Consider the following 24310-nt stretch of genomic DNA (forward strand, 5'->3'; position numbering starts at 1 on the left):
CCGGACCGGATACTCACCAGCTTTCGTCAACCTTTATTGCAAGTAATTCGCAGTAGCAACTAAGAGTGAGCTGATACCTGCTGAATCGCATCCGGCGATGACAGTTTTGCAACAGGGGCGAGGGTCACCCGGCGAAGGGGCGGCGAAGGGGGCGGGCCCAAAAGGTTGACCCGCCCGGGGGGACGACCGGGCGGGTCGGGTGCGACACGGGGTGGATGAGGACCCGTGTCGAACACAGGATCCACAAGCCGTCAGACGTTCAGTCGATCAGTAGCAGGTGCGGACGCGGCCGATGTAGTTGCCGTAGGCGTCGTACTGGCGAACCCAGCCGCAGCGGCGATAGTCGTCGTAGTAGTAGCCGTTGTTGGCGGCGATCGCGCTGCCGACGATGGCGGCGCCGACGAGGCCGGCTCCAACACCCCAGCCCCAGCCGATCGGCTTGGCCTGAGCAGACGAGGTGGTCGCCATGGTGCCGGCCACGGTGAGGGCGGCGAAAGCGACGGCGGCAAACTTGGTCTTGATCGACATGAAAAACTCCATCCTTGCTTCGAGGGCGGCCATTGTGGTCCGCATGCGAGTTGGACGGAGGCTTTGCGAAATCGGTTCGATGTCGAAGCTGGAAATATGGTTTCGTGAATTGTTTCGTCGGAAACACAAGCGCGTGAGCCCTCAACCCTCATCCTGAGGAGACCGCGAAGCGGGCGTCTCGAGGGATGCAGGCCGCAGACGGGGCCTCATGGTTCGCCCGGCGATGCGAAGCATCGTCCGGAGACGCGCTACGCGCTCCTCACCATGAGGGGCTTGTGACGTAGTTCGTTAACCCTGCGGTTTGCGCAGAAAGATGTCCGGATCGAACGCATCGACATCCGCCAGCAATTCGCAGAACGCGCGCGCGCCGTGATCGATCAGGCGTTCGCCTTTTTCAGCGCTCGCCTGCGTCGCATCGCCGACCGCGCCGCTCGGATGCAGGTCCTGCGCCTGCCAGGCGAATGGCGCCGGGCGCTGCGTCGACAGCCAGCGATATTTTTTCTCGAGCGCGATGCTCGCGGGCGTGAAATTCGCGATCGCATCGATACGCACGCTGTGCGGATATTTCGCCAGCATGATCGAAGTCTCCACCGCGCCGCCATGAATGCCGTGTCGGAGTTCTTCCGCGCCGAACAATCCATCCGGCACGCCAAAGCGCGACCAGCTCGTCGTTACCGCGACCATGCCGTGGTGCGCGCGCAGCTCCTGCGCCACCAGCATCATAGCAGCAGAGTTGCCGCCATGACTCGTCACCATCACGAGCTTCCTGATGCCCGCGCGCGCGACGCTTTCGCCGAGCGCCATCCAGTCCCTCAGCGCGACCTCCATCGGCAGCGTCTGCGTGCCCGGAAAATCGATATGCTCGGTCGAGATCCCGACCGGCTGCACGGGTAAGAAGGTCGCGGGGATCGTCGCCGGCAGCAGCTCGCGGACCCGCGCGAGATAGGCCTCGCCGATCATGACGTCGGTTCCCAGCGGCAAATGCGGCCCGTGCTGCTCGGTCGCGGCCAGCGGCAGCACGGCGATCCAGCGCGAGGTCCCGCCGGCGCCGACCTCGGGCCAGCGGATCTCGGTCCAGTCGCGGGGCGGAAGTGGCGAAGTCATCACGCGAGACGTTTCATTCGAGGGATTTGCGAGGTAGTTTGTCCGGCATTCCGGGACCGCGTCCCGGGGGTGCCCACGCCCCTTATCCCGCCATCATGGGCCAGATCAATCGACGGAGTCCAACCATGTATCAGGCCTTTTTGCCGCGAGCGTTAACCGTCAGCCTCGTTGCCGTTCTCGCGGCCCTGACCCCGGTGCGCGCGCAGACCCTGGACAAGGTCTCGTTCGGGACCAATTGGGTGGCGGAGGCCGAGCATGGCGGCTTCTTCCAGGCGGCCGCCGACGGCACCTACAAGAAATACGGCCTCGACGTCGAGATCGTGCCGGGCGGCCCGAACACGAACAACCGCACGCTGCTGATCGCCGGCAAGATCGACTTCTTCATGAGCGCCAATTCGCTGCAGACGTTTGACGCCGTCACCAACAACGTGCCGCTGGTCGCGGTCGCCGCGATGTTCCAGAAGGACCCGCAGGTGTTCCTGACCCACCCCGAGGTCAAGATCAGCAAGATCGAGGATCTGAAGCCGCTGACGCTGCTGATCTCCAAGGAGGGTGTCACCTCCTACTTCCAGTGGCTGAAATCCGAATACGGCTTCGACGAGAACAAGGTAAAACCCTACACGTTCAATTCGCAGCCCTTCATCGTCAACAAGCAGAGCGCGATGCAAGGCTATGTGACGTCAGAGCCCTATGCGGTGGAGAAGGCGGCCGGCTTCAAGCCGAACGTGATCCTGCTCGCCGATCACGGCTACAGCACCTATTCGACCCTGATCGAGACGCGCCGCGAGATCGTCGACAAGAAGCCCGACCTGGTGCAGCGCTTCGTCGATGCCTCCGTGATCGGCTGGTACAACTACATCTACGGCGACAATTCGGCCGGCAATGCCATGATCAAGAAGATGAACCCTGAGATGACCGATGAACTGCTGGCCTATTCCGTCACCAAGATGAAGGAATATGGCATTGTCGATTCCGGCGACTCCCTCAAGAACGGCATCGGCGCGATGACCGATGAGCGCATGGCCAGCTTCTTCGACAAGATGGTCCGCGCCGGCGTGGTCAAGGGCACCATCGACTATCGCCAGGGCTACACGCTGCGCTTCGTCAACAAGGGCGTCGGCGTCGAGCTCAGGAAGAAGTGAGCTGCGAGACGTGATGCAATCAGCCGCGGCATCGGTGCTCCACCTCTCCCCCTGTGGGAGAGGTCGGATCGCATCGCCCGATGCGATCCGGGTGAGGGGTATCGGTCTCTCGTGGGACCTGCGCCCCCTCACCCGGCGCTGCGCGCCGACCTCTCCCCGGAGGGGAGAGGTGTCGTTTGCGGCGCGACTTCCTGCAAAGTCTGGCTACCAATGCTAGCGAACGCTGCAGCCAACACCACCAACCTCGCCGTCCGTCTCCGCGCGGTCACCAAGATCTATGACAGCGGCGTGACGGCGCTCGGGCCCCTTCATCTCGATGTCGGCCGCGGCGAATTCATCTCGCTGCTCGGCCCATCCGGCTGCGGCAAATCCACCGCGCTGCGGTTGATCGCGGGGTTGGCCGCGCCGACCTCGGGCAGCGTCGACGTCTCCCATCACGGTGCCGCCCGCCGCGGCAGCCATCCGATCGGCTTCGTGTTCCAGGAGCCGACCCTGATGCCGTGGGCCACCGTGTACGACAATGTGCGGCTACCGCTGAAGCTCGCGCACGCGCCGCCCAGTGATGCCGAGGGCCGCATCCACGATGCGCTTGATCAGGTCGGCCTGTCCGATTTCGCGAATGCCTATCCGCGCGAGCTGTCCGGCGGCATGAAGATGCGGGTGTCGCTGGCGCGCGCGCTGGTCACCGATCCCGATATCCTGCTGATGGACGAGCCGTTCGCTGCGCTGGACGAGATCACGCGCTTTCGTCTCAACAACGATCTGCTGACGCTGTGGCGCGACCTCAACAAGACGGTGATCTTCGTGACCCATTCGGTGTTCGAGTCGGTCTATCTGTCCGAACGTGTCATCGTCATGACAGCGCGGCCCGGCCGCATCGGCGCCGAGTTTCGCATCACCTCAGCCGAGCCGCGCAGTGAGGCGTTCCGCACCTCGGCCGAATATGCCGCCTATTGCCGCGAGGTCTCCTGCGCGCTGGCGCCGTCCTATGCCGGGCAGGCGAGCGCATGATGTCGCCGCAACGCCTCGCCCGCTTTGTGCTTCCCGTCGTGGTGTTCGCCGCGGGGCTTGCGCTCTGGGAATTTATCGTTCGGGTCAACGATATTCAGCCCTATGTGCTGCCGGGTCCGATTTTGGTCTTGAAGACGCTGGTGTCAGACTGGGGCGTGCTGTCACAATCGCTCGGCGTGACGCTGCTCACGACGCTCGAAGGATTTATTGCGGCTGCCGTGGGCGGTGTCGCGCTGGCGCTATTGTTCAATCAGTCGAAATGGCTGGAATATTCGCTGTTTCCCTATGCCGTGGTCCTGCAGGTGACGCCGGTGATTGCGATCGCGCCGCTGCTGCTGATCTATCTGCAGCAGCAAACGGCCGTGATCGTCTGCGCCTGGATCGTCGCCTTCTTCCCGGTGCTGTCGAACACCACGCTTGGGCTGAACTCGGTCGACCGCAATCTTACCGGTCTGTTCCAGCTCTATGGCGCGTCGAGCGTGCAGACCCTGCTGTTCCTGAAATTGCCGGCGGCGCTGCCCTATATGCTCGGCGGATTGCGCATCGCCGGCGGCCTGTCCCTGATCGGCGCCGTGGTGGCCGAGATCGCCGCGGGCAGCGCCGGCGCGGGCTCCGGCCTTGCCTTCCGCATCGCTGAATCCGGCTATCGCCTGCTGATCCCACGTATGTTCGCAGCGCTGCTCCTCCTGTCGCTGGCCGGGATTGTCATCTATGGGTCGCTGGCGCTAATTTCCCACCTCTTGTTACGACGCTGGCACGAAAGTGCGCTTGGAAAGGAAAGCTGATGTCCTCGATTTCTTCCGAAAAGATCGATCTGCTGATTTATGGACCGATCCGGCCAATCCTCGAGAACGGCTTCTCCGATCAATATGTGGTGCATCGCGCCGAAAGCCGTGGCGATCTCGAGCGGCTGACGCCCGACGTTCTCGCAAAGATCCGCGCGATCGCGGTGACCTATCACACCATGTCGACCGACAAGACCGCGATGGCGATGTTTCCGAAGCTCGAGATCGTCGGCAGCTTCGGCGTCGGCTACGACCACATCGATTCCCACTACGCGCGCGATCACAACATCGTTGTCACCAACACGCCCGACGTGTTGACCGAGGAGGTCGCCGACGTCGCGATGGGCTTGCTGATCTCGACCTTGCGCGAGTTCATCAAGGCCGATCGCTACCTGCGCTCGGGGCTGTGGCAGACCCAGAACTATCCGCTCAGCGTCGGCTCGCTGCGCGACCGCAAGGTCGGCATCGTCGGCATGGGCCGGATCGGCCAGGCGATCGGCCGCCGGCTCGAAGCCTCGCACGTGCCGGTGTCCTATCATTCGCGCAACCCGGCGCAGGGCGTCACCTACAAGCACTATCCCGATCTGATCGAGATGGCGAAGGCGGTCGAAACGCTGGTCGTGATCGTGCCGGGCGGCGCCTCGACCAACAAGATGATCAATGCCGAGGTGCTGAAGGCGCTCGGTCCGCGCGGCGTGCTGATCAACGTCGCGCGCGGCTCCGTCGTCGACGAGCCGGCGCTGATCGCCGCGCTGAAGTCGGGCACGATTCTCGCCGCCGGCCTCGACGTGTTCGCCGCCGAGCCGAACGTGCCTGACGAGTTGAAGGCGATGCAGAACGTCGTGCTGCTGCCGCATATCGGCTCGGCCTCGGTGGTGACACGCAACGCGATGGACCAGCTCGTGGTCGACAACATCAAGACCTGGTTCGCCGGCAAGCCGCCGCTGACGCCGGTGGCGGAAACCCCGGTGACAAGCCGCTGATGTCGGCGCGCGGGCTCATCACTGTCCTCATCCTGCTGCTGGCCGGCCTCGCTCCGGCCCGCGCGCAGGATGCATCGACCTTGAAAAAGGACATGATCGGGCAGTGGGAGCTCGCGACCACCGAGCGCAGCAAGACCTGTGTCGTCACCCTGAAGGGCGATGCCGCCGCCGGCGGCTTCAAGCTTGAGCTGGAGCCCGCCTGCGCCGCCGCGCTGCCTTTCACCAAGGAGATCACGGCCTGGAGCATCAAGGGCCTCGGCGACATCGTGCGGCTGCAGAGCGCCAATGGCGAATCCGTGATCGACTTCACCGAGGTCGAGAGCGGCATCTTCGAGGGGCTGCGCACCAATGAGGGCGTCTACATCCTGCAGAACCTCGCCGCTGCCCGCTCGCTCGCCAAATCGATGGACCAGATGATCGGCGACTGGTCGATGGTGCGCGGCAACGGCCAGGCGATCTGTTCGCTGGTGCTGACCAACACCGACGCCGGCAGCGACAATTTCCAGGTCTTCGTGAAGGGCAAATGCGATCCCGCCATCGCCGCCTTCAATCCGAGCCTGTGGCGGCTCGACCACGGCCAGATGCTCTTGATGTCGGCCAAGGGCGAGACCTGGGCTTTCGAGGCCGACGACAACGCGCAATGGCGCCGCGTCCCCGACAGCGCCGACCCCCTGATCATGCTTCGCGGGCAGTAGGTTCCTCTTCGCCTCTCCCCGCGTGCGGGGAGAGGCCGGAACGCATCGCCAGATGCGTTCCGGGTGAGGGGGAGTCTCCACGAATTTCTCTCTCACCTGACATGTGGAGACAGCCCCTCACCCTAACCCTCTCCCCGTAAGAACGGGGCGAGGGGACTCCGCCGCCGTCGCGGTTGCAGCGTGGTTCCAGCCCAAAATAATCTCCCTCACCCATGTCGAACCGGCGTCCCCCGGATCGTCGTTCCCCATAGCGAGCCGATCTTGCGGCAATCCCGCCGCAACTCGCCCCAATGGGAGTTCTCCGATGCGCTTCATGTATATCGTCACCTCCTCGCAGCCCCCGCGGCCGCCGACGCCGGCGCTGATGGACGCGATGGGCAAGCTCGCCGACCGGGAACTCAAGGCCGGGCGCATGATCGACAATGGCGGCTTGATGCCGCTCGTCACCGGCGCCCAGGTCCGCATCACCGACGGCAAGCTCGCCGTGATCGACGGACCCTTCGTCGAGGCCAAGGAGGTAATCGGCGGCTATGCGATCATCGAGCATCGCACCAAGGAAGAGGCGGTCGCCGCCGCCGTCGAGTTCATGCAGCTCCACAAGGACCACATGCCGGGCTGGGAGGGCACCTGCGAGGTCCGCGCCTTCGCCACCATGGGCGAGGATGGTGCCTGCCAGGTCGATGCCCGCGTCAGCGCCTGAAACGGGTTTTGACGCCACGAGGTCGGCGGCTGACACCGCCGGCCTCCAGCGCACCATCCTCGCGGTGTGGCGCATCGAGCAGCCGCGGCTGATCACCAGCCTGTCGCGGATGCTGCGCGATGTGCCGCTCGCCGAGGATCTGACCCAGGAAACGCTGGTCGCAGCGCTCGAGCACTGGCCCGTCAGCGGCGTGCCCGACAAGCCCGGCGGCTGGCTGATGGCGACCGCCAAGCGGCGGGCGCTCGATCATCTGCGCCGGGGCCGCATGCTGGCGCGCAAGCATGACGTCATCGCGCAGGACATGGCGCGGGAGCAACAGGCGATGCCCGATCTCGATTCCGCGCTCGACGACGATATCGGCGATGAGCTGCTGCGGCTGATCTTCACCGCCTGCCATCCGCGTCTGTCGCGCGAGGCCCGCGCCGCGCTGGCGCTGCGGATGATCTGCGGCCTCACCACCGAAGAGATCGCGCGCGCCTTCCTGCAGTCGGAGGCGACGATCTCCCAGCGCATCGTGCGCGCCAAGCGGACGTTGTCGGAGTCGGGTCTCGCCTATGAGACGCCGCGCGGCGAGGAATTGTCGGAGCGGCTCGCCTCGGTGCTGGAGGTCGTCTACCTCATCTTCAACGAGGGCTATACTGCGGCCAGCGGCGACGAATGGCTGCGGCCGCAGCTCTGCCACGACGCGCTGCGCCTGGGCCGTGTGCTGACTGCAATCGCGCCGCGCGAGCCGGAGGCGCACGGTTTGCTGGCGTTGATGGAGCTCAACGCCTCGCGCATGGCGGCGCGCACCGATGCCAACGGCGATCCGATCCTGTTGTTGGACCAGAACCGCAACAGGTGGGACCGCCTGCAGATCCGCCGCGGGCAACTGGCGCTGGCGCGCGCCCGCGAACTCGGCGGTGGCGGCGGCTTCTATGCGCTGCAGGCCGCGATCGTCGCGGTCCATGCCGAGGCCGCGACGCCTGACGTCACCGACTGGCGGTGCATCGCCACGCTTTACGGCGATCTCGCTGCGCTCGTGCACTCGCCCATCATCGAGCTCAACCGTGCGGTTGCGATCGCCATGGCCGAGGACCGGAGGCGGGACTTGCCATCGTCGAGCGCCTCGCGCATGAGCCGATGCTCGCCACCTATCACCTGCTGCCGAGCGTGCGCGGCGACCTCCTGCATAAGCTCGGCCGCTTCGACGAGGCGCGTGCCGCGTTCGAAGCTGCCGCTGCGCTCGCCGGCAACACGCGCGAACGCGATCTGCTGTTGCGCCGTGCCTCCGCGGCAGGTCAACAGCAGCCCGCGCCACGCTAGATTGTTGCGATGAATCGCACTCGCTCAATCGTTGCTAATACCCAGGGAAAACTCGGTAATTTCCCGGATACCGCCGCGACATTTTGATTAAGCTTTCAGTCCTAGGTTCATCTCCAGTCGGCACGGATTCATCATGCCGGTTCTGCGCGGTGCGGAGGTCTCCACCGTTCGGGGATGGGGCATGTCCGAATTCATTATCAAAAGATCCTTTGTGCTTGCGGCTGCCGTTGCTGCCACGACCAGCCTCGGCATGTTTGGCTTCACCGGCATCGTCAACGGTGCGGCCGTCGTCGGCGAGACACGCAAGATCGACCTCGGCCAGAAGCCGGCGAGCGGCGTCGACGCGCTGAAGGCGCAGTATCGCCGCCCGCTCGCGATTCCATTCCCGAAGGACAATACCTACACGCCGGAGAAGGCGGCGCTCGGCAAGAAGCTTTACTTCGACACGCGGCTGTCGGTGTCGATGGCGCAGTCCTGCGCCAGCTGCCACAGCCCGGGCTTTGGCTGGGGCGACGGCCTCGCGGTTGGCGTCGGTCACGGCATGGCCAAGCTCGACCGCCATTCGCCGACCATTGTCAATGCCGCCTGGGGCGCGATCTTCATGTGGGACGGCCGGCTCGCCACCCTGGAAGAGCAGGCGCTCGGCCCGATCCAGGCCGCCGGCGAGATGAACATGCCGCTCGATCAACTGGTCGCGCGCCTCAACGCGATTGGCGAATACAAGCCGCTGTTCGACGCCGCGTTTCCGGGCGAGGGCATCAAGCCGAAGACGCTTGCCGCGGCGATCGCGACCTACGAGCGCACGGTGGTCTCCGAGCGCGCGCCGTTCGACGCCTGGATCGAGGGCAATGAGAAGGCAATTCCGGAAGAGGCCAAGCGCGGCTTCGCGCTGTTCAACGGCAAGGCGCAATGCGCGGCCTGCCATGAAGGCTGGAATTTCACCAATGACGGCTTTCAGGACATCGGCCTGCCCAGCAAGGATATCGGCCGCGGCGAGTTCATGCCCGGCGTGATCAAGATGCAGCACGCCTTCAAGACGCCCGGCCTGCGCGAGATCAGCCGCCGCAGCCCATTCATGCATGACGGCTCGCTCGCCACGCTGGAAGACGTCGTCGAGCATTACGACCATGCCGGCGTCGATCGCCCGAGCCGCTCCGACCTGATGAAGCCGCTCGGCCTCACCGCCCAGGAGAAGACCGACCTGGTCACCTTCCTGAAAACCCTGAGCAGCGATCTCAGCCCGACCGCCGTGCCCGTCCTTCCCCGCTAACGTCAATTGTCTGGATATACACCGATGCGCAAGCTTGCTCTTTTCACGTCAGTCATTCTCGCAGGTCTTTCGGTCGGCGCCTTCGCCGCCACCGAAGTGATCCATCAGCAGGGCCGCGTGTTCTCGTTGGAGGCCGCGACCGTCAAGAAGGGGCAGGCGCTGACCTTCCTCAACGACGACACCGTCCCGCACAACATCATGTCGGCGTCCAAGGGCAACGAGTTCAACCTCGGCTCCCAGCCTCCGGGCACCTCGACCGACGTCAGCTTCAAGGAAGCCGGCGACGTGCAGGTGATCTGCGCGATCCACCCGCGCATGAAGATGATGGTCAAGGTCACCGACTAATTGCTCGCGGCAGCGCCGGAGGTTTGCGATGTCGATCCGCTACAAGATCTTCTGTGCGTTCAGTGTCGTGATCGCGCTGGCCTGCGGCCTTGCCTTCTACGGCATCCGCAGCATCTCGAACTCCGGCGATCTCGTGGTGCGCCTCTATGACGGACCGCTGATGGGCATCAACCACGCCCGCTCGGCCCATGCCGCGCTCAACGAGGCGCGATTGATCATGCAGCGCAGCCTCAGCGAAGGAACGTCCGCCGACTCGGTTGCGAAGTTCGAGAAGCTGATCAAGACCATCTCCGAAGACCTCGTCGTCGTGCGCGACCGCGTCCGCAGCCCGAGCGTCAGCGCGGCGCGCGAGAAGGTCGAGACCAAGCTAAGAGACTGGTCGACCGCGGGCCTGAAGATCCTCAAACCGCAAGCCGGCGGCCTGACCGAGATCCCGACCACCTTCGTCGTGTCGCAGCTCGGCTCCGAGACCATCGCTGCCGTCGACGATCTCGTCGAAATGGTGGCGGCCTACGGCTTCGACTTCCGCACCGAGGCCGAGGCCACGGTGGCAGAGGCCCACACCACGATGCTCGGCATCGCGATCGGGACCATCGTGATCGGCCTCCTGATTGCCGCGGCCTTCGCCTATTCGCTGAGCCGGCCGATCTTCGCCGCCATGCACGTCGCCGAGCGCGTCGCCGCCGGCAATTACACCGACGACATCAAGCTGCGCCGCCGCGACGAGCTCGGCCGCCTCCTGAAATCGCTCGCGGTGATGCAGGCGAGCCTGAAGGCGCGCGCCGATGACGATCTCGCGCTCAGTACCGCCAAGGACCAGACCCACGCCGTGCAGGTCAGCCGCCGCCAGCGCATCGAGGCCGAGATCGAGGCGTTCCGCTCGGCCTTTGCCGATGTGCTGAGCAACACCGACCGCATGACCGGCGAGCTCACATCGACCGCCCAGACGCTCTCCTCGATCGCACAGGTCGCCGGCAAGCAGTCGACCGAGGCGGCCTCGACCGCCGACCAGACCTCGTCCAACGTACAGACGGTCGCCAGCGCCGCCAGCGCGCTCGGCGAGTCCGTGCAGTCGATCAAGTCCAAGGTGCATGACGCCAGTGCGATCGTGCAGCGCGCCTCCGGTATGGCGACGACCGCCAACGACACGATCGGCGTGCTCGCCAATGCGACCAAGCAGATCGACCAGGTCGTCGGCTTTATCAGAACCATCGCCGGCCAGACCAATCTGCTCGCGCTCAACGCCACCATCGAGGCGGCGCGCGCCGGCGAGGCCGGCCGCGGCTTTGCCGTCGTTGCCTCCGAGGTGAAGGCGCTGGCGACCCAGACTGCGAAAGCGACCGAAGAGATTTCCTCGCAGATCGCCGAGGTGCAGTCGGCGACCCGTCAGGCCGTCGACAATGTCGGCGCCATCGCCTCCATCATGGGCGATATCGACAGCTTCACCGCGACCATCGCCTCCGCTGTCAGCCAGCAGAACGAAGCCGCGATTGAAATCTCGACCAGCATCGGCCAGGCCGCCGCGGGAACCGCGATCGTCGCCCGCAGCATCGCAGGAACCGCCGAGGCCACCGAGAACACCAACCGCTCCGCCGGTCTCGTGCTTTCCACGGCGCATGATCTGTCGGCGCAGGCCCAGCAGCTGCGCGCCTCGGTCGATCGGTTCCTGACGAACGTCGCGGCTTAGCACGCGCTGAAGCAACCAATCATCGCGGTTTCGACTCAAAGCCCGCGCATGCTTCCTGATCCCCGGTCGGATCAGGAGCAGGCGCGATGGCAAAATCCGTGTTGGCAATCGGCCTCGACCCCGCCTTCGTCGACTTCACCGCGTTCCTGCAGCTGACCCCGGCGCTGGTCCGTCACTACCTCGATAGCCAGATCGAGCGCTTGCGCACACTCGGCTATGAGGCCGACTCCTGCTTCACCGACATCGGCGACACTGCCGAGCAGGTGACGGCGGCCGCACTGATGTCGAAGCGCTACGACTGCATCGTGATCGGCGCCGGCCTGCGCGAGCCGGCGGAGCATCTGCTGCTGTTCGAGAAGATTCTCAATCTCGTGCATCGGTTGGCGCCCGATGCCAGCATTTGCTTCAACGCCAATCCGGCCGACACTGCGGATGCGGTGCAGCGCTGGGTGAAGCCGTAGTGGTAGCGTGATCGGGAAAAACTGAAAATCAGAGCTGCGGCACGGGAGGTGCACCGCACCCTCTTCCACAAGGGGAGAAGGTGCACCGCCGCCGCGGCAACAGCGCCGCTTACTTCTTCCTGTGAAAGAATCCCGTAAACGTCACGCTGCCGCCGCAGGCGCTGTTGTCCTCGACCTTGAGCAGCGGGCCGATGCGCTGCAGCCGCACCCAGCATTCGCCTTCATTGCGCTTCTCGAAGGGGATGCTGCCGTCGTCGACGAAGGCGACGGTGTCGCTGCCGGACGTCACTGCGACATCGGCCTTGATCACGGCGGAGCGCACGTCGTTTGCGCCCACCACCGCCATCAAGCCTTCGATGTGCAGCTTGCCGCCGGCGCCGCGCTTGATCGTGATTTCGCCCTGCTGCTGATCCCACGAGCCGATCCAGTCGGTCAGTTGCGGCTGAGGCATCGGCGCGACCGGCGTCAGCGCGTTGCTCGGCAGCCAGCCCGAGGTCCAGATGTGCTTCTTCGCCGTCGGCGACTGGTAGGTGACGCAAATAAATTCGCCCCTGACACGTCCGGTGAGCACGAGGTCGCCGGTGACCAGATAGGTTGAATTGCGGCAGGCCTCGGTCGCGGCCGGGCACTGTGTGGCTTTGAAGTCGTCGTCAAAGGGACTCTTGACGAAATTGACGCGCGGGGTGGCAGTCACCCTTGCCACGATCAGAGCGTGATCGTCATTGCCGTCGGCGCCGTTGCAATTGGCGGGATCGAGCGGGTCATAGGCGTGCGCGCCCGTGGCGCACAGCAGCATGCCGAAGACGAGACCGATGAACCACGATCGCATGATGTAGTATTCCGAAGCGCGACCATCGCGCCGGTATTAGGTAGTCCGGCGGGCGGGCAGGTTCAAGCGTAGGGATCGGGGAGTGGGACGGGCCTTGCCGCCACTCGCGCCGGAACCCCCGCGCCGGGCCATGATTTCACCCACAATATCTGGCTTGCTTCCGCCGCTCGATTTTGCTCTCGATGTGCCGTCAAGGCGGTCCCGGGGACTGATTCTTGAGCGGGAGCATGATCCGGAAAAGTGCGAAGCGGTTTTCCGAAAAGATCATGCTCAGACAACGGCTTGATGCGCGATGACGGTTGTCATTGCGTTTTTGAACGGCGGATGAAGTCATTGACCTCCGTTGACGCTGGCTAAGGAGCCGGCGGGACGGCCACACAGGAGACCTTTGGAAATGTTTCGACGTTTAGGACTTGCAGCGTTGCTGGCGCTCGCCGTGGCAGTGCCGGTGCATGAGGCGTCCGCCCAGGACGCGCTCGGCGGCGCCATTTTCGGTGGCGCGGCCGGTGCGATCGTCGGCGGCGCGCTTGGCGGTGGCCGTGGTGCCGCGATCGGCGCCGTGCTCGGTGCGGGCACCGGTGCTGCCGTTGCCGCCGAAGGCGAACGCCGCCGCAACGGCTACTACGCCTATCGCGACGGCTGCTACGTCCAGCGCCGCGACGGCGCCTGGCTGCGCGCCGACCCGCGCTACTGCTACTGAGCAGGACGCAGCGGCACGCTGCACGGCCTGGCTTCTGATGTTCATGTCGAGCGGCGTTCGAAACGCGCCGCTCGATGTTTTTTTGCGATGATCGTGTAAGATATCGCTGCACCTTCCAGCGTCCGCGCGCTCCGCGGCGATCGAGAACGTTGCGGCACAGGATTTTCCCGCGCATGAATGGTTTGGGTCGAAAGCTGCGGTGGTTGGCTCTTGCCGGTGCTGCCGTTCAACTGCTTGCGGCCGTGCCGGCAGGCGCGCAGCAAATTCCCATGGACGAGACGGGATTCACCGCCTTCGTCGCCGAACGAATGCGCAAGGAAGTCCAAAACCTGCCGGTCGTCATCAAGGGCCCCCTGACACTGTCGATCGGGCCCCTCCAGGCCAATCTCGATCGCGTTCATGCGTTCTGCAAGGCCAATGCGGCCGGCTGTTCCGGGGAGATCGGGGTCTATATCAGGGGCACCGCCGAGGCCGCGCGCAACAAGGACGATCTGCCGACCAGGGACGCCATTCGCGTCGTCATTCGAACCGCCGACTTCATGCAGAAGGCTTCAGCCGAACTTGGGCCGAAGGCAGCCGTCCCGACGAAGCCGCTCGTCGAAGGGCTGGTCATTGTGCCCGTGCTGGATTCGCCGCGCACGGTGCGAATGCTCAACGGCGAGAATCGCGACAAACTGGGGCTCTCACCGGCTCAGGTGTTCGACGTCGGCATTGCCAATCTCCGCCGCGCCGTGAAGCCTCTGATGGAGGTTGCGAAGCCGGCCGCACCCGGGCGCTTCGGCAGCCTCGGCGGCGACTTCTATCAGACCAGCCGGCTCGCGCTCGTCGATAGCTGGGCGCCACTGGCGCAAGCCCAGGGTGGCGTGCTGCTCGTGGCCGTGCCGGCAGCCGACGCCTTGCTTTATTCAAGCGAGGATTCCGCTGCGGCCATCGATGCGCTGCGGACGATCGCCAGGAACGTCATGTCACGCTCGCCCAAGCCGCTCTCCGACGCCGTGCTGCGCTGGACCCCGCGGGGCTGGCAAGTGGTGCGGTGAGCCCGTCGGGGCGAGATCGGGAGCGACACCGCAGCCTCAAATCAATCGCATCCCCTTCAGGCTCGCATGCCCGTTCTTGCCGACGATGATGTGGTCGTGCACGGAGATGCCGAGCGGTTTTGCGATGTCGACGATCGCCTTTGTCATCTGGATGTCGGCCTGCGACGGCGTCGGGTCGCCGCTCGGATGGTTGTGCACCAGGATCAGCGCGGTCGCCGACAATTCCAGCGCGCGCTTGATCACCTCGCGCGGATAGACGGGCGTGTGGTCGACGGTGCCGGTCTGCTGCACCTCGTCGGCGATCAGCTGGTTGCGCTTGTCGAGGAACAGCAGGCGAAACTGCTCCTTGTCGGCGAACGCCATACCGGAGCGGCAATAGTCGATCACGTCGTTCCATGACGACAGCGCGACGCTGCGCTTGATCTCGCCCTTGGCGATCCGGCCGGCGGCGGCCGCCAGCAGCTTGAGCTGGGTGATCGAGGCGTCCTTGATGCCGTCGACCTCGCGCAGCCGCGCCACCGGCGCATGCACCACTTCGGCAAACGAGCCGAATTTTTTCAGCAGCGCCTTTGCCAATGGCTTGGTGTCGCGGCGCGGGATCGCGGCGAACAGTGCCATCTCCAGCAGTTCGTAGTCGCTCAGCGCTTCCGGCCCCGCGGCATGGAAGCGCTCGCGCAGCCGCTCGCGATGGCCGTGATAATGCGGCGTCTCGTCGGCGTCATCCGTGCTGTCGGTGGTTTTGGTGCCCATCACCTGCAACCATGCCGTGCCCGGCAGGTTTTGCAAGTGTCGATGGTCGCCGCGCCGCTATGGCGCGCGCTTCAAGCCCGGAATCAGCGCGGCCAGCCGGTCCTTGATCTGGTGGCCGCGGGGCGGCGGGCCGCCGAAGGTCATGTCGGGAGGTGGTCCAGGTGGCAGGCCTGGTGGCGGCCCGCGCCGGGCGTCGGCGACAATCTCGGCGCGACGGTCGACGCCGAGCGTCAGCGTCGCCACATAGCGATCCCGTTCCTCCTTCACCGCGCAGAACGAGCGGCGATCGGGATCGGAGACCGCAACGACGTGGTCGTTGGCGTTGAGCGTGGTGCGGGTCCGTGCGCGGCCGGTATAGTCGGGCACGCTGGCGTAGATGAACTCGTTCAGCGCGTCCGGCAGGAAGGTCTGCCCGGTCAGCACATTGCGCGCGTCGAGGAACACCTTGAAGTGGATGTGGGTGGCGCGGCCGTCGTACCAGCCGGGATAGATGGTGTTGAATGCGACCCAGCCGCTGGTGTCGGTGGTCTGCGTCCCGCGCAGGAACGAATCGTGGGACGCATCGATGTTGTGTCCGTCGCCCTGGCCCGGATACGCCGAATAGAGCCCCTGCGCATCGCAATGCCAGATGTCGACCCGCGCGCCCGCGATGGGTGTGCAGGGGCCGGCCTCGATGACGCGCAGCCGCAACGTCAGGGGCACGCCGGCCCTGCCGTCGGTGACGTCGGCGCGGACCAGCTTTGGATCGGCGTAGAACGGACCTTCCTCCGCCTGCGGCGTCAGGATGCAGGCATCATCAGCAGCCGCGGCCCGGCTCTCGGCCGCAGCCTGCGCGGCCCGCGCCGGCATCAGCGCGGCTGCGCTTGCCGAGATCAGGCCGAGAAAACTGCGGCGCGTCGAACGGTCCAATGTGTCACTCCTGTCGATGGACGGTCTCATTCCATGACCAGCATGGCGATATCAGGACCAACGGGTTTCCGGATGTGGCAGGTTTGCGCTGCCGCGCGCCGCCAGCTAGCCTTTGTTCCGGCTCAACCGACGGTATTACGAAAGGCGTCCACGTGACTTCGTTCAAAGTGATCCGCGCCCGCGCCGAGAAGCGCAAGGGCGGGCCGAAGGCGCTGGAGAAATTGCTCCCGAAGCTCGAAAGCCCCAAAGCATTGGCAAAACTCGGCGACGACCGCGCGCTCGCCGAGATGACCCGGCGCGTGTTCTGCGCCGGCTTTGCCTGGAGCGTGATCGACGCCAAGTGGGATGGCTTTGAAGCGGCCTTCGGCGGCTTTGCGCCTGCAAAGCTCTCGTTCAAGCCGGACGAGTTCTGGGAGAAGCTGACCAGCGACACGCGCATCGTGCGCAACGGCGCCAAGATCATGTCGGTGCGCGACAATGCCCGCTTCATCCAGGAGATCGCGCGCGAGCACGGCAGCTTCGGCAAGATGCTGGCAGCATGGCCCGCCTCGGACGAGATCGGCCTGCTCGAGCTGCTGGTCAAGCGCGGCAGCCGGCTCGGCGGCAACACCGGGCAGATGCTGCTGCGCTTCCTCGGCTGGGACGGCTTTGTCACCTCGCGCGACGTCGTCGCCTGCCTGCGCGATGCCGGTCTCGATATCGCCGAGGAGGTGAAGTCGAAGCGCGATCTGGCAAAAGTGCAGGCGCAGTTCAACGCCTGGGCCGAGGAGAGCGGCTTGCCCTACACCCACATCTCGCGGATCTGCGCGATGTCGATCGGGGAGAATTACGAGCCGGCGGAGATCACGCGACGGATGCGGGGGGATGATTGATCAAACGCTCGTCGTCAGACCTGCACCCACGGCTTCTCGCCATGGCGCTCCGACAGCGTAAAGATCTCGACGCCGTCGGCGGTGACGCCGACCGAGTGCTCGAACTGCGCCGACAGCGAGCGGTCGCGGGTGACCGCGGTCCAGCCGTCGGACAGGATCTTCACATGCGGCTTGCCGAGATTGATCATCGGCTCGATGGTGAAGAACATGCCGGGCTTCAGCGGCACGCCCTCGCCGGGACGGCCGATATGGATGATGTTCGGCTCGTCGTGGAACAGGCGGCCGAGGCCGTGGCCGCAGAAATCGCGCACCACGCTCATGCCCTGCGGCTCGACATAGCTCTGGATGGCGTGGCCGATGTCGCCGGTGGTGGCGCCGGGCTTCACCGCGGCGATGCCGCGCATCATCGACTCATAGGTCACTTCGATCAGCCGTTCGGCTTTGCGCGCGATCGGGCCGATCGCATACATCCGGCTGGAGTCGCCGTACCAGCCGTCGACGATGAAAGTGACGTCGATGTTGACGATGTCGCCTTCCTTCAGCGGACGGTCGCCCGGCATGCCGTGGCAGACCACGTGATTGATCGAGGTGCAGGTCGAGTAGCGATAGCCGCGATACATCAGCGTCGCCGGATAGGCGCCGTTCTTGAAGGCGAAGTTGCGGACGAACTCGTCGATGACCGAGGTCGGGATGCCCGGCTTGATCAGGTCGGTCAGCTCATCGAGGCATTTCGAGACCAGCGCGCCCGCCTTGCGCATGCCGGCAAAGCCGCTCTGGCCGTGCAGCTTGATCTGGCCGGTCTTGCGCAGCGAGGTGTCGTTGGCTTCGATATAGCTCATGGGCGGGGTCGTTTCGGCGGCAAAGAGTTGATTTGAGAGCCTAATTTAATGATCGGGGCGGCTGGCGCAAGCGAAGGTTGGACATAGGCATAATGCCTAAACGGTTGAATTCCCGTGGCGTTTCCGAACGAACGCTAGCTGGATACCTCGACCACGGTCTCCACCGGCAGGGCGCCGCCGCGGATCCTGAGTTCCCGGACCGGGTAGGGAACGCGGATACCCTCGCGCTTGAAAGCCTCCCACAGCGCCAGCATCACCTCGCTCTTCACATTGTCCATGCCATCAGGGTCGGCGATCCAGAAGGTCAGCGAGAACTTCATCCCGGCCTCGGCGAACTCGGTCAGGATCGCGTTCGGCGGCTTGCCCTTGGTGGCGCGCGGGTGGGCAGATGCGGTGTCGATCGCGAGCTTGCAGACCAGCCGCGGGTCGGCATCGTAGTTGGTGGCGAACGGGATCTTCACCAGCGTGTTCTTGTCGGTGTAGGTCCAGTTGACCACCTTCTGCGTCACCAGATCCTCGTTCGGAATCAGGAACTCGCGGCCGTCGCCGGCGGCGACCGAGATGTAGCGCGTCTTCATCGCGCTGATCTTGCCCTGGCTGTCGCCGATGGTGACGAGGTCGCCGGGCTTCACCGATTTGTCGGCAAGCAGGATGATGCCCGAGATGAAATTGGCGACGATCTTCTGCAGGCCGAGGCCGATGCCGACGCCCGCCGCGCCGGTGAACACCGCAAGCGCCGAGAGGTTGATGCCGACCGCGCCGAGCGCAATCGTGATCGCGACCACCATCGAGCCGATGCGGATGATCTTGACCAAGAGCACCTGCACCGAAGGCGTCAGGTCGGTCGCGCGGTTGATCTGGCTCTCGGCGAAATTGCTGGCGATGTTGGTCAGCCACAGCGCGACGATGATCAGCGCACCGGCCTTGATCAGCAGCAGCGGCGTCAGGCGCAGGCCGCTGACGTCAATCGAATACGCATCCAGCGTCTCGGCGGCCCAATCGAGCTGGCCGATGATGCTCAGCGCCGCGACCAGCCAGGCCGTGACCGACACCAGCTTGACGATGAAGGCGTTGCGGATCACCGACGTGACGAGGCGGATCACCAGCCAGGCCAGCGCGAGCTTGGCGGAGACCGCGAGCAGATAGCTGCGGCTCGGCCAGGTCATGTGGTACATGGCGATCCGCGAGATCACCATCAGGATCGCAAATACCGCGGTCGAGGCGCTGAACACCATCACGCGCACGAAGTGCCGCAGCGGCAGCGGGAAGCGCATTGCCAGCGAGCCGAGGTCGATGCGGGCGCGGATCGCGGCGTCGGATGCGTAGGCGAGGCCGGCGCCGGCGAGGATGATGCCGAACTGCAGATAGAACCAGGGCGAGGTGAGCTCGGCGCCAAACGACCGCGCGGTGGTCTGGATGGCTTCCAGAATGTCCTTCAGGCTCATGTCCATCGGCAAAATCTCAACTCGGGCGTGGTCAGGCAAATGTGATTCGAATGGGCGGCAGAATCCCACAAAGGCGGTGGCGGGACCATCGATACACCACAGTCGCGACGCGAAGTAGCGGCGCAAATCCGGGCACTTTGCCGCTTCCGCAGAAAATGGGTTGGCGTCCCAGTGTGGCGACGATAAGGATGCAATTGCAAGTATTTGACATTCCTTGAGCGGCGCACGGCTTCCCTTGACATGGCTTCCCTCGACTCGGTCAGCATAGCGATCCTGCTCGGCGCGGTACTGGTGATGGCGGGCATCCTGTCGAGCCTGCTGGCGCTGCGCTTCGGCGCGCCCTTGCTGCTGGTGTTCTTGATCGTCGGCATGCTGGCCGGCGATTCCGGCCCCGGCCAGATCGCCTTCGACGACGTCCGCACCACCTATCTGGTCGGCTCGGTGGCGCTGGCGCTGATCCTGTTCGACGGCGGATTGAAGACGCGCTTTACCAGCATCCGCGCGGTGCTGGCGCCGTCGATGGTGCTGGCGACCATCGGCGTGCTGCTGACCGCGCTGGTCACCGCGCCGGTGGCGAAATATGTCCTCGACCTGAACTGGACGGAGTCGCTCCTGGTCGGCGCCGTGGTCGCATCGACCGATGCGGCCGCGGTGTTCCTGCTGGTGCACACCCAGGGCCTGCGCCTGCGCCCCCGCGTCGGCGCGACGCTGGAGGCGGAGTCCGGCACCAACGATCCCTTCGCGATCTTCCTCACCTTGATGCTGGTCGAGTTCATCTCGGTCGGCCAGAGCTCGGCTTCGCATATCGCGCTGGAGTTTTTGCGCGAGGCCATGCTCGGCGCGATCATCGGTGTGATCGGCGGGCGGCTGGTGGTCCTGGCGCTGAACTATGTGGCGCTGCCGCAGGGCCTGCATGCGCCGTTCGTCACCACGGCTGCGCTGGTCATCTTCGGTGGTGCGCAGATGGTGCATGGCTCGGGCTTCCTCGCGGTGTATCTGGCCGGCATCATCATAGGCAACCGGCCGACCCGTGCGCATAATTCGGTCGTGACGTTCCTCGACGCTGCGACTTGGCTGGCGCAGATCGTGATGTTCGTGCTGCTCGGGCTGCTGGTCTCGCCGCATCGGCTGTTGTCGAGCGTCGGTGGCGCCGTCCTCGTCGCGTTTGCGTTGATGCTGGTGGCGCGGCCGCTGGCGGTCGTGGTTTGCCTTGCGCCGTTCAAGTTCAACTGGCGCGAAAAGATCTTCATCGCCTGGACCGGCCTGCGCGGCGCGGTCGCGATCTTCCTCGCCTCGATCCCGATGCTGGTCGGGCTGTCGAAGGCCTATCTCTATTTCGACGTCGCCTTCGTCGTCGTCATCATCTCGCTGCTGCTGCAGGGCTGGACCCTGGCGCCGGCGGCGCGGCGGCTGCACGTGGCGCTGCCGCGCGCCGAGCGCGGCCCGCGGCGTGTCGAGCTGGACTTGCCCGGCCAGCTCGAGCAGCAGCTGGTCGGCTATCCCGTGCGCTCCAAGAGCCTGTATTTCCGACGTGGCCTGATCCCGTCCTGGTCGAAGCCGACGCTGGTGATCCGCAACGAGCAGATCCTGACGCCGACCGAGGCCGACCCGGTCGCGCCCGGCGATTACATCTACTTGCTGGCGCCGCCGGAGCGCGCCGAGGCGCTCGACCGCTTCTTCGTCGACATGGCGCCGTCGTCCGCGCCCGATCCGCATCTGCTCGGCGATTTCATGGTGTCGGGCGAGCACACGCTCGGTGAGCTCGCCGAAATCTATGGCGTTCAGGTCGACGAGCATCAGGCCAAGCTGACGCTTGCGGATTATTTCGACATCAACCTCGACCGCGCGCCGAAGGAAGGCGCTGAGCTCGGGCTCGACTCGATCGTGCTGGTGGCGCGCAACATCAGCGGCGGCCGCGTCAGCGTGATCGGCCTCCGCCTGCCTGAGGACGAAGAAGTGGTGGTGCCGCAAACGCGCATGCAGGCCTTCAGGCGCAAGCTCGCCGACATCTGGGTGTCGGTGGCGGGCGTCTGACGCGCTACTTCTTGCTCAGGAAGTTCGAATCCGGCGCGAACCGCTTGATCATCTCGGACAGATCGTCATCGGCCGGCGGGCTCGCCGCCGCTTGCTTCGGTGCGGGCGGCGTGGTCGGAGGCTTCGGCGTGTCAGCCCGATTGGTCTTCGGCTGTCCGGAGATATCGGCAAGCGCCGCGAGCAGCGATTCGTCGAGATCGTCGATCGGCGCCGCCGGAGGTGGCGGTGGCGGTGCGGCTGCCGCTGGTGGCGGAGCGGGCGGTGCTGGCGGCGGCGGAGGGGGTGGCGTGAGCTTCACATCCCTGGTGGGCTTCGGCGCTTCGATCGGCCGCTTGGCCACGACAGGCTGTGGCACGGATTGCGGTGCCTCCGCATGTTCGGCGTCCGCCCTGGCGGCAGCTTCCGCAATGGCCGCGATCAGCGCGGCCTCGAGCTCGTTCGGCTCGCGATCGGGCAGTGGCGGCGGCGTGAACGCGGGCGGCGGTGCCTTGGCCGGGGCGCTCCTGGCCGCCGCCTTGAAGTCCGGCTCACGCCGGCCCGGTTGCTTGATGCCTTCCTCGATGGCCGCGGCCAGCGACGCCTCGAGACCGGCGGGCGCGCCAGGCGGCACGGGCGGGGGAGCGCGCTCGGGCCTGGGCTCCCTGGCCACGCTTCTGAGGTCGGGCTCGCGTCGGCCGAACGGCGGTCGGCTCGGTGGTGGTGGCGTCAGCGGCGGTTCGGCACGCGCGGCATTGGCTTGGGCGGAGGCCTCGGCCACCGCCGCGAACAGGGATGCTTCGAGATCGGTGGGCGGTGCTTCCGGGGGCACGGGCGGCGGCAACCGGGCAGGCTTCTCGGCTCGCGGTGCGGCGGCGATCTCCGCTGTCCGCTCGCGCTGGGGGACGACCGGCGGCGGGTCGAACGACGGGGGCGGCGGCGAAGACGGTGGCGATCGCAGCGCCTCGCCGCGTGCCCGGGCGATGATGGTGTCGACGATCCCGCCCAGACGGGCCTTGTCGGGCGCGGCCATATAGCTGGTGGCGAGTTCGTCGACATATTGCGGGCCGTAATCGGCGAGCACCGAGGCGAGCTGCGCGAGATCGGGATCGCTATCGACCAGCTCCTGCCAGCGCGCCTTGTCGTAGGGCGGACGATCCCAATTGGCGCGCCGCGGCTTGCGCGGCGGCGGGGCGCCGTCGACGGACATGTCGGGCGTCTCGGCGGCCGCCAACGCGAGCTTCATGCGCCGGCGCTTCTGCTCACCGACCTGCAGCGCAATGAGACCGACGCCCATCAACAGGAAGCCGAGCGCGGCCCAGGCGATGGAAACACACAGCAAAAATCCGACGAGCAGTAATATCCAACCACTAAATCGCACGCGTCCCTCGCCCAATCCGGCACCCCGGCAGGGGATTAGCCAAAAAGCTGGACCATCTTAGGCCGATACGGGGAGAAACGCGAATTCGAGCATGACCCGGAAAAGTGTGAGGCGGTTTTCCGATAAGGTCATGCTCAAAAGAAAGGGATCTTAAGCGCCGCTCGTCAGCACCTTGACGCCACCAAAGGCGGTGACCTGACCGTCGCGGAGCATCACGATCTGGGTGGCGAGCTGGCGCAGCTCGGCGGCGTCATGGCTGACATAGACCATGGGCACGCCGGCCTCGTCGCGCAGTCGCACCAGATAGGGCAGGATCTCGAGCTTGCGTCCCTCGTCGAGCGCGCCCAAGGGCTCGTCGAGCAGCAACAGCCGAGGCTTTGCCAGCAGCGCGCGACCGAGCGCGACGCGCTGCCGCTCGCCGCCGGAAAGTTTGCCGGGACGGCGGTCGAGCAAGCCGCCGATGTCGAGCAGATCGATGATCCGCTTGTGCTGTGCGGGGTCGGCGGCGAGGCCGTTCATCCGCCGGCCATAGTCGAGATTCTGCGCGACGTTGAGATGCGGGAACAGCCGCGCATCCTGGAACACATAGCCGATGCGGCGGCGCCAGGTCGGCACGTGGATGCCATCCGCAGTGTCTTCCAGCGTGTCGCCATCGATCACGATGCTGCCGCGGTCGGGCCGCAGCAGGCCCGCGATCATGTTGATCAGCGAGGTCTTGCCGGAGCCGGAGGCGCCGAACAGGCCGGTGACGCGGCCCTCGCTGGCGAAGGCTGCGGAGAGCTTGAATTCGCCGAGTTGCTTGGTGATGTCGACGCGCAGCATGGTCAGTTTCCGTGCAGGCGTTGGGTGGCGCGGCGTGCGAACCATTCGGAGGCAATCAGCGCGGCCATCGCGATGACGATGGAGATGATCACGAGCCGCATCGCCGCACTGTCGCCATCCGGCGTCTGGATCAGCGAATAGATCGCCGACGAAATCGTCTGGGTCTCGCCGGGAATGTTGGAGACGAAGGTGATGGTCGCGCCGAACTCGCCGATCGCCTTGGCGAAGCCGAGCACCATGCCGGCGAGCACGCCGGGCAGTGCCAGCGGCAATGTCACCGTGAAGAACACGCGCCACGGTGCAGCGCCGAGCGTTTCCGCCGCCTGCTCCAGCCGGCGGTCGATCGCCTCGATCGAGAGCCGGATCGGCCGCACCAGCAATGGAAACGACATGATGCCACAGGCGAGCGCGGCACCGGTCCAGCGGAACGCGAAGACGATGCCGAGATAGTCGGCAAGGAAGCCGCCGACCAGACCCTTCTTGCCGAAGGTCAGCAGCAAGAGATAACCGGTGACGACAGGCGGCAGCACCAGCGGCAGGTGGACCGCTGCATCGAGCACCGACTTGCCCCAGAACTCATGACGCGCCAGCGCCCAGGCGAGCGCGATCCCGAACGGGGTCGCCACCAGCGTTGCGATGACGGCGACCCTGAGCGAGAGCAGGATCGCCGTCCATTCGGTCGGCGAGATCTCGAACACGC

General features: G+C 65.5%; 24 protein-coding genes and 1 pseudogene. 15 read left to right on the forward strand and 10 right to left on the reverse strand.

Annotated features, from left to right (window positions below; all coding sequences use genetic code 11):
* Window positions 1–267 precede the first annotated feature (267 nt).
* Both JQ604_RS13105 and JQ604_RS13110 read right to left on the reverse strand, forming a co-directional pair.
* Window positions 268–528 (reverse strand): hypothetical protein, encoded by a 261-nt coding sequence (locus tag JQ604_RS13105; protein WP_212357825.1) that lies wholly within the window; start codon window positions 526–528, stop codon window positions 268–270.
* Between the two features lie 288 nt (window positions 529–816).
* Window positions 817–1632, reverse strand: a complete 816-nt coding sequence (locus JQ604_RS13110; protein WP_212357826.1) for a creatininase family protein — start codon at window positions 1630–1632, stop codon at window positions 817–819.
* 125 nt (window positions 1633–1757) lie between these two features.
* Between JQ604_RS13110 and JQ604_RS13115 the strand changes: the two genes are divergently transcribed.
* From JQ604_RS13115 to JQ604_RS13165, 11 genes and pseudogenes are all read left to right on the forward strand, one after another.
* Complete coding sequence (locus tag JQ604_RS13115) at window positions 1758–2774, forward strand: ABC transporter substrate-binding protein (protein WP_212357827.1); 1017 nt, start codon at window positions 1758–1760, stop codon at window positions 2772–2774.
* Window positions 2775–2984: 210 nt separating this feature from the next.
* Window positions 2985–3785, forward strand: a complete 801-nt coding sequence (locus JQ604_RS13120) for an ABC transporter ATP-binding protein (RefSeq protein ID WP_212357828.1) — start codon at window positions 2985–2987, stop codon at window positions 3783–3785.
* Window positions 3782–4570: an ABC transporter permease gene (locus JQ604_RS13125; protein ID WP_212357829.1), complete on the forward strand. Its 789-nt coding sequence runs from the start codon at window positions 3782–3784 to the stop codon at window positions 4568–4570. The genes JQ604_RS13120 and JQ604_RS13125 overlap by 4 nt, the downstream gene beginning before the upstream one ends.
* Window positions 4570–5553, forward strand: coding sequence for a 2-hydroxyacid dehydrogenase (locus JQ604_RS13130; RefSeq protein ID WP_212357830.1), 984 nt, complete (start codon window positions 4570–4572; stop codon window positions 5551–5553). The genes JQ604_RS13125 and JQ604_RS13130 overlap by 1 nt, the downstream gene beginning before the upstream one ends.
* A gap of 92 nt (window positions 5554–5645) precedes the next feature.
* A complete protein-coding gene (locus tag JQ604_RS13135) occupies window positions 5646–6248 on the forward strand; it encodes an AprI/Inh family metalloprotease inhibitor (RefSeq protein ID WP_212358018.1) in 603 nt (200 codons plus the stop codon).
* Between the two features lie 304 nt (window positions 6249–6552).
* Entirely contained in the window at window positions 6553–6948 is a 396-nt protein-coding gene (locus JQ604_RS13140; protein WP_212357831.1) for a YciI family protein, read from the forward strand.
* Window positions 6929–8253 (forward strand): annotated as a pseudogene (locus tag JQ604_RS13145) (RNA polymerase sigma factor). The gene JQ604_RS13140 and the pseudogene JQ604_RS13145 overlap by 20 nt, the downstream one beginning before the upstream one ends.
* Window positions 8254–8434: 181 nt before the next feature.
* Window positions 8435–9523 (forward strand): cytochrome-c peroxidase, encoded by a 1089-nt coding sequence (locus JQ604_RS13150; RefSeq protein WP_249158238.1) that lies wholly within the window; start codon window positions 8435–8437, stop codon window positions 9521–9523.
* Window positions 9524–9547: 24 nt separating this feature from the next.
* Window positions 9548–9868: a plastocyanin/azurin family copper-binding protein gene (locus tag JQ604_RS13155; protein WP_212357832.1), complete on the forward strand. Its 321-nt coding sequence runs from the start codon at window positions 9548–9550 to the stop codon at window positions 9866–9868.
* A gap of 28 nt (window positions 9869–9896) precedes the next feature.
* Window positions 9897–11555, forward strand: a complete 1659-nt coding sequence (locus JQ604_RS13160) for a methyl-accepting chemotaxis protein (RefSeq protein WP_212357833.1) — start codon at window positions 9897–9899, stop codon at window positions 11553–11555.
* An 86-nt stretch (window positions 11556–11641) separates the two neighbouring features.
* A complete protein-coding gene (locus JQ604_RS13165) occupies window positions 11642–12016 on the forward strand; it encodes a hypothetical protein (RefSeq protein WP_212357834.1) in 375 nt (124 codons plus the stop codon).
* 109 nt (window positions 12017–12125) lie between these two features.
* Here JQ604_RS13165 and JQ604_RS13170 read toward each other — a convergent pair whose 3' ends face one another.
* Window positions 12126–12845 (reverse strand): hypothetical protein, encoded by a 720-nt coding sequence (locus JQ604_RS13170; RefSeq protein ID WP_212357835.1) that lies wholly within the window; start codon window positions 12843–12845, stop codon window positions 12126–12128.
* 394 nt (window positions 12846–13239) lie between these two features.
* Here JQ604_RS13170 and JQ604_RS13175 point away from each other — a divergent pair, with 394 nt between their 5' ends.
* Both JQ604_RS13175 and JQ604_RS13180 read left to right on the forward strand, forming a co-directional pair.
* Window positions 13240–13545, forward strand: coding sequence for a hypothetical protein (locus JQ604_RS13175; RefSeq protein WP_212357836.1), 306 nt, complete (start codon window positions 13240–13242; stop codon window positions 13543–13545).
* A gap of 74 nt (window positions 13546–13619) precedes the next feature.
* On the forward strand, window positions 13620–14582 hold the full coding sequence (locus JQ604_RS13180; protein WP_249158239.1) for a hypothetical protein: 963 nt from the start codon (window positions 13620–13622) through the stop codon (window positions 14580–14582).
* Window positions 14583–14618: 36 nt separating this feature from the next.
* On the opposite strand, the gene radC is transcribed toward JQ604_RS13180, so the two are convergent.
* On the reverse strand, window positions 14619–15332 hold the full coding sequence (gene radC, locus JQ604_RS13185; RefSeq protein ID WP_212357837.1) for a RadC family protein: 714 nt from the start codon (window positions 15330–15332) through the stop codon (window positions 14619–14621).
* A 57-nt stretch (window positions 15333–15389) separates the two neighbouring features.
* On the reverse strand, window positions 15390–16241 hold the full coding sequence (locus tag JQ604_RS13190) for an intradiol ring-cleavage dioxygenase (RefSeq protein WP_212357838.1): 852 nt from the start codon (window positions 16239–16241) through the stop codon (window positions 15390–15392).
* A gap of 152 nt (window positions 16242–16393) precedes the next feature.
* Between JQ604_RS13190 and JQ604_RS13195 the strand changes: the two genes are divergently transcribed.
* Window positions 16394–17113 carry a DNA-3-methyladenine glycosylase I gene (locus JQ604_RS13195; RefSeq protein WP_212357839.1) on the forward strand — a complete coding sequence of 240 codons (720 nt, stop codon included), beginning with the start codon at window positions 16394–16396 and terminating at the stop codon, window positions 17111–17113.
* Window positions 17114–17127: 14 nt separating this feature from the next.
* Here JQ604_RS13195 and map read toward each other — a convergent pair whose 3' ends face one another.
* Together map and JQ604_RS13205 are read right to left on the reverse strand one after the other, a co-directional pair.
* Window positions 17128–17952, reverse strand: a complete 825-nt coding sequence (map, locus tag JQ604_RS13200; RefSeq protein ID WP_212357840.1) for a type I methionyl aminopeptidase — start codon at window positions 17950–17952, stop codon at window positions 17128–17130.
* A gap of 134 nt (window positions 17953–18086) precedes the next feature.
* On the reverse strand, window positions 18087–19403 hold the full coding sequence (locus JQ604_RS13205; RefSeq protein ID WP_212357841.1) for a mechanosensitive ion channel family protein: 1317 nt from the start codon (window positions 19401–19403) through the stop codon (window positions 18087–18089).
* Between the two features lie 234 nt (window positions 19404–19637).
* Between JQ604_RS13205 and JQ604_RS13210 the strand changes: the two genes are divergently transcribed.
* On the forward strand, window positions 19638–21431 hold the full coding sequence (locus JQ604_RS13210) for a potassium/proton antiporter (RefSeq protein ID WP_212357842.1): 1794 nt from the start codon (window positions 19638–19640) through the stop codon (window positions 21429–21431).
* 4 nt (window positions 21432–21435) lie between these two features.
* Here JQ604_RS13210 and JQ604_RS13215 read toward each other — a convergent pair whose 3' ends face one another.
* From JQ604_RS13215 to modB, 3 genes are all read right to left on the reverse strand, one after another.
* Complete coding sequence (locus JQ604_RS13215; protein WP_212357843.1) at window positions 21436–22788, reverse strand: hypothetical protein; 1353 nt, start codon at window positions 22786–22788, stop codon at window positions 21436–21438.
* Window positions 22789–22938: 150 nt separating this feature from the next.
* Complete coding sequence (gene modC, locus JQ604_RS13220) at window positions 22939–23610, reverse strand: molybdenum ABC transporter ATP-binding protein (RefSeq protein ID WP_212357844.1); 672 nt, start codon at window positions 23608–23610, stop codon at window positions 22939–22941.
* Between the two features lie 2 nt (window positions 23611–23612).
* Window positions 23613–24308 (reverse strand): molybdate ABC transporter permease subunit, encoded by a 696-nt coding sequence (gene modB / locus JQ604_RS13225; protein ID WP_212357845.1) that lies wholly within the window; start codon window positions 24306–24308, stop codon window positions 23613–23615.
* Between the last annotated feature and the right edge of the window lie 2 nt (window positions 24309–24310).

The sequence above is a fragment of the Bradyrhizobium jicamae genome (assembly GCF_018130695.1).
GTDB classification, from domain to species: Bacteria; Pseudomonadota; Alphaproteobacteria; order Rhizobiales; family Xanthobacteraceae; genus Bradyrhizobium; species Bradyrhizobium jicamae_B.